Origin of the sequence: Blautia sp. KLE_1732_HM_1032 (assembly GCF_025147905.1) — a bacterium.
Taxonomy (GTDB): domain Bacteria; phylum Bacillota; class Clostridia; order Lachnospirales; family Lachnospiraceae; genus Blautia_A; species Blautia_A fusiformis.
The window spans coordinates 1,763,619-1,779,193 of the sequence record NZ_CP102266.1 but is presented as its reverse complement, the minus strand read 5'-3'; the positions used below and the strand labels follow the sequence as shown (position 1 = coordinate 1,779,193).

The window sequence follows — 15,575 nt, the reverse complement described above, 5'->3', positions numbered from 1 at the left end:
TATGTATGAAATTTCTGGGGAAAATATAATACAAATTTTAAATTCTGAAAATAAAGAATTTATTATCACAGCATCTTACACAGAATTATAAAAATGTGGTAGATTATACATAAAATTCGTAGTTTATCCAAAATTATTGAAATATCTGTATTTAAGAACTATAATCTATTTCGATAAAATATTTGGAGGTAGTATAAATGGTGAGAAATATTAAAAATATTACAAAAAAAATGATTGTAAGTGCTGCGTATAGAGAGGCTAAAAAAAGTGCAAATTCAACATGTGCATTTTTACATGGACAACCTAGATTGCCAGAATGTGTGAAAAAATTGAATAAGTCTAATGAATAGAAGGGGAGAGAAATGGCTTGCTCGTTATTTTTTGTTAGACGAAAGCGTTCCATTAGATGAAGTAGAAATATACTTGTATGGTGTAAGGTTACTTATAAAAAAATTATGTCATATTATATTTATCATATTATTGGGCTTCTTCTTTGGCGAATTTTTTAGTATAGCGATTTTTTTGATAACATACGCACATATTAGAGAATATTCCGGAGGCTATCATGCAGATTCAACCATAAGATGTTATGGTTGTACTATTGTGGTTACGCTGTGTGCTATCGGATTAGTGAAAATTTTATCTCAAATTTCATGGCAATGGGGTCTATTTAGCTTATTGATTGGAGGAAGTATAATATGGAAACTTTCACCTCAGGAGGCGGTTAATAAGCCGTTGTCAGAAAGAGAGAAAAGGAAGTACCAAGATATTACTCATAAATATCTTCTAGTATCAGGTGGAATATCTGGTTTGGGATTTGTTAATCCCTTGATTATGTACAGTATTAGTACAGCTTGGATGATTCAAGCAATTATGCTCATAATGGGAAAATTTAAAAGTACACGTGGCTGTAGAAAAAGAATCTGAGCATTATGGATTCTTTTTCTATTTCTCAGAAAATTACTTTGAGAATGCGGAGGAAAAAAGAATTTGATTAAAGTAGCAATATGCGATGATGATAAGGATATTCGCATGAAAATTCATCTCGTTGTGAAAAATTATTTTTCTGAAATTAAACGTCCGTTGTGGTCTGTTGAATTTAAAAGTGGAATAAAATTATTAGAATCACATATACGTTTTGATATTATTTTTCTTGATATAGAAATGCCAGGTTTAAACGGAATAGAAACTGCATTGAGATTAAGAAAATGGGATGTGAATAGTAAGATTATATATGTTACAAATTACGAAAATTATAAAGCGTCTGCCTATAAAGTACATGCTTTTGATTATATAGATAAACCAGTAAATAAGAATGATGTGATTGCTGTGTTAAAGGACGTTGTTTATTATTTGGATCATACAATAGAAAAACAGAAATATGCGTTCAAAACCGAAGAAGGAATTATTACTTTAGAATTAGATGAAATTTTTTATTTTGAGTATTTGTCAAGAAAAGTGATTATACATGGAGTGAAGGGTAATTATACTGCCACATATCAATTAAAAGAATTATTGGAGAAATTTGAAAAATACAATTTTGCTTCTCCTCATAAAAGCTTTATTGTTAATATGTTGTATATTAAAGCGATTAAGGGGTTTGATATTTTTATAGAAAATGGAGATAAAATTCCGCTGGCACAAAAACGAGCTGTTGGATTCAAAAGCATTTTTAATGATTTTCTTCAGACGACATTTGATAGAATATAATAAGGAGATTTTTATGGTAGCTATTGTAGGATTAATATTTTCATGTTTTACAACAGGATATGTATATTTGGTGATTTTGGATGAACTGTACAACCGAAAATATTTGGAAAAAAAGTGGATATATTATTTGGCTGTTTTACTACATACAATTCTTAATACGGTGGAAGCCCTAATTGGATATCCTTTATTAAATGTATGCTATTCTTTAGGAATTTTATGTATAGGTTCAGCACTGTTATATGATACGGAAAAGAAAGATATTATTGTAAATTCTGTTGTGATAGTAATTTATGTTGCAACTATTGACTTTTTGGTTACAACAATTTTTTCTACATTGACACAAAACAGTGCATATATTGCATTACAAGATCCTAAGTTTTTTCTTGTTTCTGGTATGGCCAATACATTAGCCATACTATGTACATGCCATGTTTTTAGCCAACTATTAAAGAAATATAAAATCAGCAATATATCGAGAATTTTTGCTATGTACATGATATTTTTGCTTGTATTTGAATTATCACTGCTTTTATATCTATTACGAAGAGAAATGAATATTGACAATAATGGCATTTTATTAATATTTTGTATGGGATTTGTGGCTGTTGATGTGGGAATATTGCGTTTGTTTGAAGTAGTATCGCAGAGCTATGAATTGGAAAAAAAGACAGAACTTTTAGTACAGCAAAGAGAATTATTAACAAAATATTACGAAGGGCTTCAAGAACGATTTAAGGAGTCGCAAAAATTATTGCATGATGTTAAGAAGCATTTGCAAGTGATTTCCGATTTAGGTGACAATGAGAAAACAACACAGAAGGAATATGCAAAGGAGTTATTGGAAGAAATAGAAGAAATACAAAAAAATTTCCATTGTTCAGATAAGATTGTATGTGCGATTTTATGGGATAAGATACAAGTATGCAACCATGATGGAATCAAATTAGATATTAATATGCAAGATATATTGTTTGATTTTATGGACAAAACAGATGTGACAGTTTTATTTGCAAATTTATTGGATAATGCAATAGATGCATGTAAAAGTTGTCAAGAAGATACAAGGAGAATATTTTTAAGAATTCATAGATTTAAAGATTATGTTGTAATAAAAATGATTAATACTATGAATCAAACACCTCGAAAAAATGATGAAAAATTGATTTCTACAAAGAAAAATCATAAAGGACTGGGTATGGAAATTTTAATGGATTTATCAAATAAATATTGTGGTAATATCAGTTATAGTTATACAGATGTAGAGTTTGAGACAAAAATCATTTTATCAACAAATAGTAAATTATAAAGTAGGTATTAAATATTTCCAGAGAAACATCCATGTTTGAGAACTATCAATCAAGGATGTTTTTATCTTTTAATGAAGCCAAACATAACATTGTATTGTTAGTGGCACTTAGGAGAGTGAGTTTTTTATTATTTATTAGTTGGAGGAGTTAGATGAAAATAGTTTTTCCAGAATATAAATCTGAAATTGTATTAGGGAATGGTAAATTTCAACTTGATCCCATGTCATATACTGTTATTTATGAAGGAAAAGAAATCAGCTTAGCTCCCAGGGAATTTGAAGTCCTTTATCTTTTAGCTCAAAGACCTAATTGGGTTATCCCAAAGAAAAATATTTACTGTTCCGTCTGGGAAAGTGATTATTATGATGATCAGATTCCGTATAAAACAGTGGAACACGTAGTATGGAAGATACGAAAAAAGATGGGGCATGATATTATAGAAACATTGATCAATGTAGGATATAGACTAAAAAAGATGTAAAGGCAGGATCATGTGAGTAAAGTTTTTATATTCCGATTGAATTTTTGGGAGATACGCCATATAATATTGGCAACTATAAGAAGGCAAGCACATACAATATTTGACTAAATATTACGTTGTGACAGGAAACGGAGATAAATCCTTACAGAGCTTTTGTGGATCATCTAAAGAAAAGGAGGCTGACTATGAACATATATGAAGAAATAGATCAGGAAACAATGATGTTGCTTTTAGATTCCTTGTGTAAACGGACAGTGGAGGGAAAACAGATATGGGAAAATATGGAGTATAATCCTATTTCCTTTTTACAGAAAGATATTTATGAAAAAGAAGGTACCTGTATATCACAAATGTTTGAAGCAACAACGGTGTTCAATGGTATTGAATATGAATTAGAACTTTCAGAGTCAATCGATCTTCCGTCTAGTAAAGGAGATATTTTTGGAACAATTTCTTATGAAACTGAGAACGGAGAAGAGAATACGTATGATTTCTCTTTGGCTTTTGACGTAGAGAAATATGATGATGCAAACGCGGAAGAATTGCAGGGTATTTTTGGAAATTCAATCATTGTACAGTTTACAGATGCAATGGTGGGAGTATTTGAAAATTCAGATGCGGTAGCTGAGGGATTTGCTTATGCAAGATACTTTCATCAAACAGGAATTGATCCGGAATGGGAAACCAATCCTCTTGTGAAACTGGGGGAGAAACTGATGCAAGAGCACGCAATGCTGGATTTTCATAAAATAGTATTGGATACAGATTATAGAAAAAGTTTATTGAAACGATAAGGAACCTGCTATAATAGGATACAAATTTGGGGGAAACCATTGATATTTCTTAGGGTATCACATATAATATAGTTAAGCCAAAAGGTTTCGTGTAGCGGCACGTAAAAGCTGTACTGTGCCCGGGCAGGGTAAATACTGGGACTATTTGATACTCGGAAGGATATTATGCCCACACCAGGGAGATACGGTGAGTCCGCACCGGGGACTGAATGATACTGGTGACATTTCAGACATTCGGAAGGGTGTCGCGGCTGACAGCCAGCAGAAAACCGCTTTTGAGAACAAAGAGAATGACAAGAGAAGAGGAGGTGCTTTTATATGGCTACATCAAGTATTCTTACCAATGTTGTAATTGAAGATCCGAAAAAAGCAGAAGCATTTGTAGATGCACTTGAAAAGTCCAGTCAAGATCCCGTATGGAAACCTTCTGCACCGTCTATTCCAATATTAAATAGTGTAGAAGAATTACGCAGATTCCTGGGTAGGAAAAGGAAATAAGAGAGATGGATTATGCAGTTGTAAATATTTTAGATTATATGGAACTTATAGGAGAGGAGTCAGTAGTTGATGTCCTCTCCGGTTTTTCGTGTCCAAAGAATAAAGAAATAGAAAATTTTGTCCGTAATAATGCGGTAGAGTTCGCAAAACGGAAGATGTCAATTACTTATCTTTTGTTAGATGAGTCTAGCAGGGTTTTGGCAATTTTTGCGGTCACACATAAAGCAGTGCAAATCTGGGGTGAAAATCTTTCTTCTACGTTGCAAAAAAAGATACAGCGATATGCGCAAAAAAATGAAAAAACAAATGAATATGCTCTTTCTGCTTTTTTGATTGGTCAGTTTGGAAAAAATTATCAGCATAAAGATGCACCTGTTCCAGATGGCGGAAAGATGATGGAAGCAGTATTGACCATTCTCAAGCATGTACAGCGGGAAATTGGTGGTGGCGTTGTATACTTAGAGTGTGAGGAAAAGCCGGAGCTATTGAATTTCTATCAGAATGAGAAAAACAGATTCCGGAAATTCGGAGAACGTTTATCAGAAAAAGAAAATGTGAATTATATTCAGATGCTACGAATTTTATAAAAAATAATAAGGATACATAAGGTGCAGGTGATTCTGAGATAGAGGAGTCACCTGTATTTTTTTTGCCTAAATGAAGAGATAATGCAGTGCTTTTTCGTAAATGGTGCAAAAATCGTTTTCAAGGCGTTCAGATATAATAAATCTCTAAAACAAAAAAAGGAAAGAAATGGTAATGATACGGGAAAATCTTGCCCTCATAGTCCATTACCAGGGAAAGGATTTGTAATTATAATAGAGCCTGTAATCAACGAGGAGATAAAAGAATGCAGAATGAACTTTATATTGTAGCAGATGCCATAAAAGCCTTGCGGGAAGCCAGAGGGCTGACCCAGGAGCAGCTTGCGGAGAAAGCGGATATTTCTGTATCACATCTGGCAAAGATTGAAACACATGCCAGACTTATGGGAATGAAAACTTATATCCGGCTGCTGGAAGCTATGGACATTCCCATAAAAGAACACTTCATACACATGGGGACAGCGAAAAAAGATATGATGCTGAAGGAGAAAATCTGGTATCTGGTACAGGATTGTGATGAAAGAGAAACCAGCCTTTTGATTTATTCCATAGAGGGAATTAAGAAAGGGCTAAAGGAATATCAGCAAGACAGCAGGAAGTGAGAATACAGATGGGGAGGAAAAGGGAAATGTTATCAAGAGAAAAGGTAGAAGCAGTATTATTTAAAATGGGAATGCCGGCCAACGTAAAAGGATTTGGCTATATTGTAGACAGTGTTTTGCTTCTGGAAGAAGACAGCAAGATCAAAACGACATACCTGTATTTTAAGGTGGCCCAGAGAAATGGCACGACAGGACAGCGGGTAGAGAGGGCAATCCGTCATGCGTTTGATATTGTGAGAAGCTGCAGAGGTGATTATGATGTGGTAAACCATTATATCGGTTTTATTAACTGTGCAAACTCCCCTTCCTTATCCATGCTCACAATCAAAATAAAGGAAGAAGAACAGGAAATACAGGAACTGAAACCGGAAAAGAAGGAAGAAAATGTAATTACAGGAATTACAGAGGAGCGGCTTCTGGAATTGATGCGGCAGGCATACACAGAGTTCTGGGCAGATATGATTATCCGGTTAAAAAAATAAAGAGAAATGCAGACCGAAAACAGTCTGCCAAAACACATCAGGGTTATGGTGTCTTTTGGCAGGCTGATATTTTCAGCCGGAGGGAACCTTGAAAACTGAATATCAGTATGGTGATATTTTTTTGGAATAAACGTGTCATTTCTGACGCTAATCAATAGGAATATCTTAAAGGACACAAAACATTTCGGTACATTCTATTTTGTATGATGCAGGGTCATGAGCTGTGCGAAGATACACTTGTCCGCAATGACAGCAGGGTAAGGCAGACAAGAAGCGGATCAAACAAGGAATCGTAGAAGATGAAGGAAAAGTGTGAGCAGCGCCCAGACATAGGCTGCCGGTGGCAGGCAGCCTGAAAGCCGGATGATAATGATACCTTTGCATAAAAACACTGCAACCAGGGTAGCGTCTGGGACATGCTGCAGCGGGAAAGGGTGCTGCAGGGTGTCAGGCGGCCAGCCGGGCCGGTCCTACATGCTCCCGTTCACACCGGGGTGAGAAAATGAAAAAATCATACTGGCAGGGAAAGCCCTGCCGGTATGGTGTGTGAAACAGGTTCATTTTAGGGCTATGGGGAAACCGCCGGTTTCTTTGTAGCCCTGGAATGAAAACAGGGCCAAAGAAAGAGGAGGCAGAGCAATGAATAGAGAGATATTACAGAAACTGTTTTCAGAAGATAAAGAGGTCTTTCAGGGAGAAATGCTGTTCCCTGCATGGATCTGCAAAGGAAAAGAAGAGATAGAGAAAAGGAGTATTCCCCAGCGCGCAGCGGTGTATCTGGATATTCCCATTCCCTGTGCGGGGCTTTTGTATTATGAAAAAGAAAAAAGCCTGCATTACTGTGAACAACAGACATACCATGTGATTACTTTGTTGGAAGGTGTAGGGTGTGGTAATTCCATAGAAAAAGAAAACTGGCAGAGGCTGGCAGTGCTTGCAGGAAAAGGCATGATTGATGTGATTGTAGTATCCGGGCTCAGCAGGCTATCCTACTGTCCGGAAGAAATTTTACAGACAATGGAACTGCTCCAGTCTTTCCAGGTACAGATAGACTGTATCGGTTATGGGATTTTAGATTATGCCAGGCTGAAACAGTATTTAATGCGTACCTGGGCGAAACAGAAACAGTTTGAGCAGGACTTAGACGCGTATCTGTGCAGTTGCTGTACCAGGGAAAGGATATAATGCTCTCGCGGGCAGAACTGCAGAAGATGAGGGAAATGACGTTTGAGGACATTGACCCAAAAGAAATACAAGATGTAGAGAAATTGGATATCGACGTAAAAAAGAGCAAACCAGAGAAGATCCGGGAAATCCTGGAGTCCGGAAAGAACCCTTATTTTTTGAAATATAAGGGAATTACCATAAAGATTGGGTTTGCTTCTACCAACCGTACCATAGAGGAAGCAATGGAAAGCCTTGTGCAGATGAAGTGGTAAAGCCACGACAGGGACAGGAAACAAAGCGGATTGTTGGCAGATTACAGGGTGGACAAACCTTCTGGACTATGGTAGGATGATGGCAAGGACCCAGTAGCCTCTATCATTTAGGGAATCGGCTGACGAATCTAAATGATAGGAGTGAATACAATGAAAAATCAAATACTTAACAAAATCTATCGTGCGGTTGTCTACCTGCGCCTTTCTGACGAAGATGGCGATAACAGGGAAAGCGACAGCATATCAAACCAGAGGATACTAATTCATAGCTTCTTAAAGAGCCACCCTGAAATTCAGGTAGTAAAAGAATGTGTAGATGATGGGTATACCGGCACAAACTTTAACCGCCCTGGTTTTCAGGAAATGCTGCGTATGCTGGAACAGGGAGAAGCAGACTGTATTATTGTCAAAGACCTTTCCCGGTATGGAAGGGATTTTTCCGGTGTTTTACAGTATGTGGAACGTATCCTGCCGAAAATGGGCGTGCGCTTAATTCTTGTGAATGACAATTATGACAGCCTAACGCCAAATCGTGATTTCCTTACCCTGAGATTTAAAAGTTTAATCAATGACCTTTATCCTGCGGATACTTCCAGAAGTGTGCGCTCTCATTTGTATGTTAAAATGACAGCCGGACAATGTGTAGCGCCTTTTGCTTTTTATGGTTATCTGAAATCCGAAGAAGATAAACATAAGCTGGTCATAGACGAAGTGGCAGCTTCTGTAGTACGGGATATTTACCACATGAAAATGCAGGGGTACAGCCTGACAGACATATCCGAAGAATTGAACCGGCGTGGGATACTGACGCCTCTTCGTTATAAGCAGGTGTATTTAAAACAAAAATTAAAGACAGGGTTCTGCCTGACGGAAAAACCGGTCTGGATGCCAACTATGGTGCGCCGGATTCTGCTTGATGAACGCTATACCGGAGTGCTGATACAGGGGAAAACGACAACGCCAAACCATAAAGTAAAGGTTGTAATCCACAAAGAGGAAGCAGAGTGGATACGGTATGAGAATGCTTTTGAGCCTATTATCAGCAGACACCAATATGAAGTGGTAGGAAATCTGATGAAAATGGATACCATGAAAGGGTCAAGGGGACTGGCTCTTCTCTCCGGACTGGTAAAATGCGGGGACTGTAAAGAAAGCATGGTGCTGAAAAGCCCGGATAAAGTCCACTACTATTATGTATGTTCGACTTCCCTTTATGAAAAGCAGTGCAGTTCCCATAGTATCAATGAGAAAAAACTGGTAGAAGCTGTGACAGAAGCAATCCTGCATTATATTTCTGTTCTGGTGGAGCTGAAGGATATACTGGCGTATGTAAAAACTGTCTCAATCCCAAAACAGCGGCTTTTGGAAGAGGATAAAAAACTGGAGGTATTGGAAAAAGAAAGCCAGAGGATCTTAAACATTAAAGTAAAACTGTATGACAGTTTTGCAGAAGAAATCCTGGACCGGACAGAATTTGAAACCTTCAAAGCAAAGTATGACCAGTCTTTAGAGGAAATCCGGCAGGCAATGGAGTGCCAGCAAAGGGAAATCCGAAACTTGCAGGAAACCCTTGAAAAACAGCAGGAGTGGCTGGAATATTTTCTGGAATACCGGGACCGGACGGAAGTGGACCGCTTAATGCTGGTAAACCTGGTCAAACGGATTGAGGTATATGAGCAGAAGCGCATTATCATTCATTTTTGGTTTGAAGATGAATTTGAAAAGGTATTGGGACTGCTGGAAACGGTAAATAGAGCAAAGCCGGATCAGCATGTGGAAGCCTTCCTGAAAGGAAAGGGGGCGGAAGCAAGTGCCTAAGGTAAGAAAAAGAGGACAGAAAAGACAAAGCAGCAAGCCGGAAATGAAGTATCTGAGAACCTATATTTATGTAAGGCTTTCCGAAAAGGACGGAGGGCATGGCAGAAGGGATTCCATTTATATCCAAAAACAGATCTGTGAAGACTACGCAAAGAAACACCCGGAAATGCTGGTGGTAAAAGTCTATGCGGATAATGGTGTGACAGGTACAACGTTCCAAAGGAACGCATTTGAAGAGTTGATGGAAGATGTGGCAAATAAAAAGGTTGACTGCATCATTGTAAAGGATTTTGCCCGGTTTGGAAGGGACGCCTTAGATGCTGTAGATTTGATTGATGTAATTTTCCCAACTTTAAATATCCGGTTTGTTTCCGTTATGGACGAATATGACAGTGCGAACCCGGCTTGTGTAGAAGACCGGACCACCAATATTTTGAAGCACTTTATGAATGATTATTATGCCAGGGAAGTTTCAGAGAAACTGGTACAGGCACACCGGCTGTCTAGGGAGCGGGGAGAGTTCTGGGGTTCCAGACCTCCTTATGGATACCAAAGGGCAGAGGAAAACAGCAAGAAGCTGGTGCCGGAACCAGAGGAGGCAGAAATAATCCTGCAGATTTTTTACTGGTATGTGTTTGAAGAAATGTCAAGCTATGATATAGCAAGGGAACTGAATGGCAGAAAGGTATTAGGACCGGAGGACAGCTATCAGAAAAGGAAACAGGGAAAGGAGCCGGAAAAAAGGCGGTTATGGAGATCAGACGGTATCAGGAAGATTTTACAGAACCCCGTTTACATTGGTGCTGCTGTTTATGGGAAAACAAAACAGATGCTTGCACAGAATATTCCTCTTCAGATGATACCAAAAGAGCAGTGGGAAGTGTGTGAAAATGCCTGGGAAGCAGTTGTGGAACGGGCGATTTATGAAAAAGCACAGGAAATTGCAAAGGAACGCTGGAAAGATACGTTAGATAACTGGGCTGCAAACCCAAAAGAAAAACAGGGGGCAGATGGTCCTTTTAAGGGAAGGATTTTCTGTGGACATTGCGGAAAACGCCTTGGAAGGTGCAGGAGCGGAGGCAATGAGAAACATAAATATATGGTTTATAAATGCCCTTCTTTTTCCCTTACAGATCATACGGAATGTTTCCGCACGGTGAATGAAATCTACATCAATCAGGCAGTCAAGGCAGCACTCCGCTACCAGATCCAGCTTGCTGTGGAAAGTAAGAAGACCTATGGTGCAGAGTTTTATCAAAAGCTGGAGCAGGAGGTAGCAGAAAAAATAAAAAATGCCAGACGGAAGTATGAGAAATATGGAAGAAAACTGGAAATCTTGTTTGAGCATTATGCTACCGGACTGTTGGACTGCAAGGAATATCAGGAGATTAAATCAATCTATCAGGAAGAACAGCAAGCAGCCAAGCAGAATATGAAGCAGGTACAGCTTCGTGGACAGAACCTGTTAGATCAGGTGAAGGCAAGAATGGACTGGACAGAGGAACTTCTAAAGTACCAAAGATTCCAGAAGATAGAGAAAGGGATTGCTGACCGCTTTATTGAAAAGATTACGGTATATTCCAAAGACTATGTGGAAATCGTGTTCTGGTTTGGGGATTTATTTGAAAAGGAGCTGGAAAAAGAACTGGTCAATATGGAAGGAGGTCTTCCGTATGCAGTATGATTTTATTTTTGCTTATCTGCGTCTTTCCAGAGATGATAAAGAAAAAATGGAGGAAAGCAACAGCATTAAAAATCAAAGGCTTTTGATCCAGCATTTTGTAGAAAAACAGCCGGAATTTGCAGGGGCAAAGGTTTTCTTCTTTGTAGATGATGGTTACAGCGGTACAACCTTTGACCGCCCGGAATTTAAGCGCATGATGGGGCTGATTACCAGGAGAAAACGGATCTGTATCATTGTCAAAGATTTGAGCCGCCTGGGAAGGGATACCATAGAAACACAAAACTATATCGAAAAAATATTTCCGTTCCTTGGGGTGCGTTTCATTTCAATCAATGATTTTTATGACAGCAGCCAGAAACCTTCCGAAAGAAAGGATACGGAGATTAAATTTAAGAACCTAATCAATGGGATTTATCCCCAGATTTGTTCCGACAATATCAAAAAAGTTATGAGGAAACAGGCTGAAATGGGACAATATCATGGTTCAATCCCAACATACGGATATTGCTTCCATGACGGTGTTCATACAAAACTTCATCTGGATACGGAGGCAGCTTCCGTTGTAAGGGGGATTTTCGACCAAAGGTTGGAAGGAAAGACCTATGCAGACATTGCCAGGGACCTGAATAAAAAAGAAGTTGAAACACCTACCGTATATCTTCAAAGGAAAGGCTGGGCGCCGGAAGCAAAGAAATCTGTGAAATTCTGGGACGGAAATTTAGTAAAGCTGATTTTGTTTAATCCGGTTTATGCAGGACTGACGGTAAGAGGGAAAACAGAAACCAGGGTTCCGTCAAAAAGAGAGTACCGATATATTTCAAGAGAGGATTGGATTTGCGTAAAAGGAGGACACGAAGCGATTGTAACGGAGCAGGAGCTTCAGAAGGTCCAGGACATGGTACAGAAGGACAGAAAATATCATGGGTCTACACCGTCTTCTGAGAATATTTTTGCAGGCCTGATCCGCTGCGGGCATTGTGGTCGGAAAATGCGGATACGGACAGAATACAAAGAAAAGCCGATTTATTGTAAAAGTGTTACGACAGCCCCCAATGCTTCCTGTTATCCAAAGAAATATAAGCAGAAAGAGTTGGAAGAACTGGTGCTAATTATGATAAGACAGCAGGCAGCCCTTGCAGAGGATACCATAAAGCAGTTAAAGAAAGCCAATCAGACTTTGAATATTCCGAAACTCCGGTATCGGAAAAAGCAATATGAAAAGAAGCTGGCACTTTGCAAACAGGAGAAAATGGAACTATATGAACAATATGTAGAAGAACAGATTTCTTTGAAGGATTACCTGGCACGAAAACAAACCTATATGGAGAAAATAGCAGCTTATCAGCAAAAGATACAGGAGATAGAAGCAAAAATTTTAAAGGGGGAGGAGGAAAAACAAAAGGAGAAATCAGAGGGACTGCAACTTTTTGTAAAATATAAGGGATTGGAAGAGCTGTCTTATGAAGTTCTGCATGAGCTGATTGAAGTCATAAATTTTTATGATCCGGAACATATTGAAATTGTATGGAAATACAGGGACGAATTTCTGGAAGCAGTAGAATAAGAAAGAACCGGGAGAGCTTATTGTCCTGGATTCCGGTAGAGAAAAAGATTTCATAAAAGAGGAGGAAAACGCTGCGGTGTCTTCCTCTTCTTTGTATTAGGAGAAAATTAGGCAAAGAAGATGGGGGAGGAGCCATGTATCTTGAAACATATTCTATGGAAGAACTGATGGAGCTGATAGAAGAGAAAGGGTATTGCTCTGTGGAGGCAGTAGAAATCCTGAAAGAAATGGAACAGGCAAAAAAAGAGTATGATTTTTTACTCCGGGATTGTGAGGAAAAAGCGTGGAAAACAGACCAGGTGGTAGTTGATTATTACCGGCATCTCTTAGAAGAATTACGGAAATCGTTGCCCTATGATGCTATGGGAGGGCAGTACACAATTCCGATTTTGGTGTTACAGGAGTTCCGTAAACCGGACATTGTAGAAAAAATCAGGGATTTTATTGGTTGTCAGGCTGGATTTTCCGATCATGCTCTGTTACAGGAAATACAGAAATTTATGACCGTACATCTGGACCCGCAGGGAATTATCCTCTATATGGACGTATTGGGAAACCAGCCGGCGGCAAGGAATGTTTACAAACAGGGAGGACAAATGTGGTAAAAGAAAGAGTATTGGCGGTTCTCGACATCATTATGAAAATAAGATATAGGAAGATTATTGAAAAAGTGGTACAATAAAATATAAAGAAAAATAAGCATTAAAAGTAATATAAAAACCAAAGAAAATATGATAGGTTAATAATTTAACTTAGAAATAGAATACGAATGGAGATGTTTAAAATGGGTACATTGATACGTGAAAATAAAAGGAAAATAGCACTTAGTCTTAATATGGGTTTGTTGTTAATGGGATGTTTAATGTTAACGATTGGTGCATATCCAGCCTTATATAGTGGTGGAGCAAATGAAACACGTTTATCAATAGGAGCAACATGTATTGCATTTTGGTTTATTAGTTTTCCTGCTTTATCGAGAGAAACTAAAGAGAAAAAGATAGTTACAGTAAGCATCCATGCCATTACTGCATTTTCTGTTTTAATTATATTTTCTTGGGAGATACATTATATTCTTGTTAATTGGAAAAAAGGATCTCACTTGGGAGATATAGGATTTTGCATAGGGGGCATAATCGTGTGTTCCTATTTGTGTTATATACTTATCTCGTTCATTAAAACATTTTATTTTTTAATACAGAAGGTAAGGAGATTACTGTTTCCTAATAGTACAAATCAAAATGTTTCCAGAATTGTACATCTGCTAGAAATGGCTTCTTCGTTAATAGTATCTTTAACAGCTTTTATCGGAAGTCTAACAGCTGCTTGTGTAGCAGTGCAAACATTTTTGGAACATATTTACTAGGAGAGAAAAGAAATTGGACAGATTGGTTATTATAGGAAATGGTTTTGATCGGGCACACAATTTGCCCACTTCGTATTATGATTTTAAGGAGTATTTGAGAATATATGCTCGTGAATTTTATGAAGCTATATGTAAATATATACCAGAAGAAGAATTGTGGTTTCAATTTGAAATGGCTTTAGGCGAATTAGATAAATATCAAGTGCAAGAAGAAAATGCTTCATATTATCTTGATTATGGTGACGAAAATTGGAAAGACAGTGCTAATCATGACTTTCAATTTATGGTTGAGCAGGATTTGGCATTTGCATCTTATATTCCATATTATTTTAAGAAATGGATTGAGCAAATAGATACAAACGTTTTACCTTTGGTATCAAAGCGTATAATAAATAATACGTGTAAGATTCTAAATTTTAATTATACGGATACATTAGAAAGAGCATATAAAGTACCTGCTGAGAATATTTTATACATTCATGGAAAAGCCCTGAGCAGTAAGAAACTTGTAGTGGGACATCATGATATTTCTACTTTTCAGTACGGAGCTGTTTCTCCATTTAATGCAGCGGAAGAACATGGAATATATATACAAGATGATGATGAAGATTTTAGAATAACTGAAACAAAAGAAATCATTAAAGCCTATTTTCAAAAGACATATAAAGATACGTTTGGTATTATACAAATGAATCAAAATTTTTTTGACTCTCTTATAAATATAAATGAAATATTTATATTAGGTCATTCGTTATCTTCTGTAGATATGGATTATTTTGTTGAGATTAGAAAGAGAGTATTACATTCGTGTAAATGGTATATTTCATATTTCTCAGAAAGTGATTTAGATAATATGGAATATTTTGCAAAAAGGTTAGATATTAAAAATTTTCAGCCGGTAATGCTAAGTAATTTATAATACGATTATACAGTCAGAAAAGACTAATAAAAGAAGAGGAAAACGCTGCGGTGCCTTCCTCTTCTTTTATTTAGAAGAAAATTTAGAAAAGAAGGAAGGGGAGAAGAGCCATGTATCTTGAAACATATTTTACGGAAAGACTATGAAAAAAGCTAGCATATAATGCTATGGGAGGTCAGCACACGATTCCGATTCTGGTGTTACAAGAGTTCCGTAAACGGGATATTGTAGAAAAAATCAGGAATTTTATTGGCTGCCAGGCTGGGTTTTCTGATCATGATCTGTTACAGGAAATACAGAAATTTATTA

At 37.4% G+C, this 15,575-nt stretch carries 18 protein-coding genes; all 18 read left to right on the top strand.

The features are described from left to right. The first annotated feature begins 197 nt into the window (after positions 1–197). Positions 198–350 carry an AgrD family cyclic lactone autoinducer peptide gene (locus NQ489_RS08420; protein ID WP_021651048.1) on the top strand — a complete coding sequence of 51 codons (153 nt, stop codon included), beginning with the start codon at positions 198–200 and terminating at the stop codon, positions 348–350. After that, positions 343–927 carry an accessory gene regulator ArgB-like protein gene (locus NQ489_RS08415; RefSeq protein ID WP_021651047.1) on the top strand — a complete coding sequence of 195 codons (585 nt, stop codon included), beginning with the start codon at positions 343–345 and terminating at the stop codon, positions 925–927. The genes NQ489_RS08420 and NQ489_RS08415 overlap by 8 nt, the downstream gene beginning before the upstream one ends. A gap of 63 nt (positions 928–990) precedes the next feature. After that, positions 991–1,710 (top strand): LytR/AlgR family response regulator transcription factor, encoded by a 720-nt coding sequence (locus tag NQ489_RS08410; protein ID WP_021651046.1) that lies wholly within the window; start codon positions 991–993, stop codon positions 1,708–1,710. 13 nt (positions 1,711–1,723) lie between these two features. Continuing rightward, positions 1,724–3,016, top strand: a complete 1,293-nt coding sequence (locus NQ489_RS08405) for a sensor histidine kinase (protein WP_044961250.1) — start codon at positions 1,724–1,726, stop codon at positions 3,014–3,016. 152 nt (positions 3,017–3,168) lie between these two features. Then, on the top strand, positions 3,169–3,498 hold the full coding sequence (locus NQ489_RS08400; RefSeq protein ID WP_195191035.1) for a winged helix-turn-helix domain-containing protein: 330 nt from the start codon (positions 3,169–3,171) through the stop codon (positions 3,496–3,498). Between the two features lie 185 nt (positions 3,499–3,683). Then, on the top strand, positions 3,684–4,292 hold the full coding sequence (locus NQ489_RS08395; RefSeq protein ID WP_021651043.1) for a hypothetical protein: 609 nt from the start codon (positions 3,684–3,686) through the stop codon (positions 4,290–4,292). Between the two features lie 318 nt (positions 4,293–4,610). Beyond that, positions 4,611–4,790, top strand: a complete 180-nt coding sequence (locus tag NQ489_RS08390; protein ID WP_044961249.1) for a hypothetical protein — start codon at positions 4,611–4,613, stop codon at positions 4,788–4,790. A 5-nt stretch (positions 4,791–4,795) separates the two neighbouring features. Beyond that, positions 4,796–5,377 carry a hypothetical protein gene (locus NQ489_RS08385; RefSeq protein WP_021651041.1) on the top strand — a complete coding sequence of 194 codons (582 nt, stop codon included), beginning with the start codon at positions 4,796–4,798 and terminating at the stop codon, positions 5,375–5,377. Positions 5,378–5,640: 263 nt separating this feature from the next. Continuing rightward, entirely contained in the window at positions 5,641–5,997 is a 357-nt protein-coding gene (locus NQ489_RS08380; RefSeq protein WP_021651039.1) for a helix-turn-helix domain-containing protein, read from the top strand. 26 nt (positions 5,998–6,023) lie between these two features. Then, positions 6,024–6,479 carry a sporulation initiation factor Spo0A C-terminal domain-containing protein gene (locus NQ489_RS08375; RefSeq protein ID WP_049946987.1) on the top strand — a complete coding sequence of 152 codons (456 nt, stop codon included), beginning with the start codon at positions 6,024–6,026 and terminating at the stop codon, positions 6,477–6,479. A 639-nt stretch (positions 6,480–7,118) separates the two neighbouring features. Beyond that, positions 7,119–7,664: a recombinase family protein gene (locus NQ489_RS08370; protein ID WP_021651966.1), complete on the top strand. Its 546-nt coding sequence runs from the start codon at positions 7,119–7,121 to the stop codon at positions 7,662–7,664. 35 nt (positions 7,665–7,699) lie between these two features. Next, a complete protein-coding gene (locus NQ489_RS08365) occupies positions 7,700–7,918 on the top strand; it encodes a DUF6870 family protein (protein WP_156906926.1) in 219 nt (72 codons plus the stop codon). Positions 7,919–8,068: 150 nt separating this feature from the next. Next, positions 8,069–9,736: a recombinase family protein gene (locus tag NQ489_RS08360; RefSeq protein WP_044961777.1), complete on the top strand. Its 1,668-nt coding sequence runs from the start codon at positions 8,069–8,071 to the stop codon at positions 9,734–9,736. Continuing rightward, on the top strand, positions 9,729–11,420 hold the full coding sequence (locus tag NQ489_RS08355; protein WP_021651969.1) for a recombinase family protein: 1,692 nt from the start codon (positions 9,729–9,731) through the stop codon (positions 11,418–11,420). The genes NQ489_RS08360 and NQ489_RS08355 overlap by 8 nt, the downstream gene beginning before the upstream one ends. Beyond that, complete coding sequence (locus NQ489_RS08350; protein ID WP_021651970.1) at positions 11,410–12,984, top strand: recombinase family protein; 1,575 nt, start codon at positions 11,410–11,412, stop codon at positions 12,982–12,984. Before NQ489_RS08355 ends, NQ489_RS08350 begins: the two co-directional genes overlap by 11 nt. Positions 12,985–13,118: 134 nt before the next feature. Continuing rightward, positions 13,119–13,589: a hypothetical protein gene (locus NQ489_RS08345; protein WP_044961779.1), complete on the top strand. Its 471-nt coding sequence runs from the start codon at positions 13,119–13,121 to the stop codon at positions 13,587–13,589. 179 nt (positions 13,590–13,768) lie between these two features. Further along, complete coding sequence (locus NQ489_RS08340; protein ID WP_044961781.1) at positions 13,769–14,347, top strand: hypothetical protein; 579 nt, start codon at positions 13,769–13,771, stop codon at positions 14,345–14,347. A gap of 13 nt (positions 14,348–14,360) precedes the next feature. Then, the gene (locus NQ489_RS08335) at positions 14,361–15,266 is read left to right on the top strand and encodes a bacteriophage abortive infection AbiH family protein (protein WP_021651973.1); all 906 of its coding nucleotides are present in this window, start codon (positions 14,361–14,363) and stop codon (positions 15,264–15,266) included. The last annotated feature ends 309 nt before the right edge of the window (positions 15,267–15,575 follow it).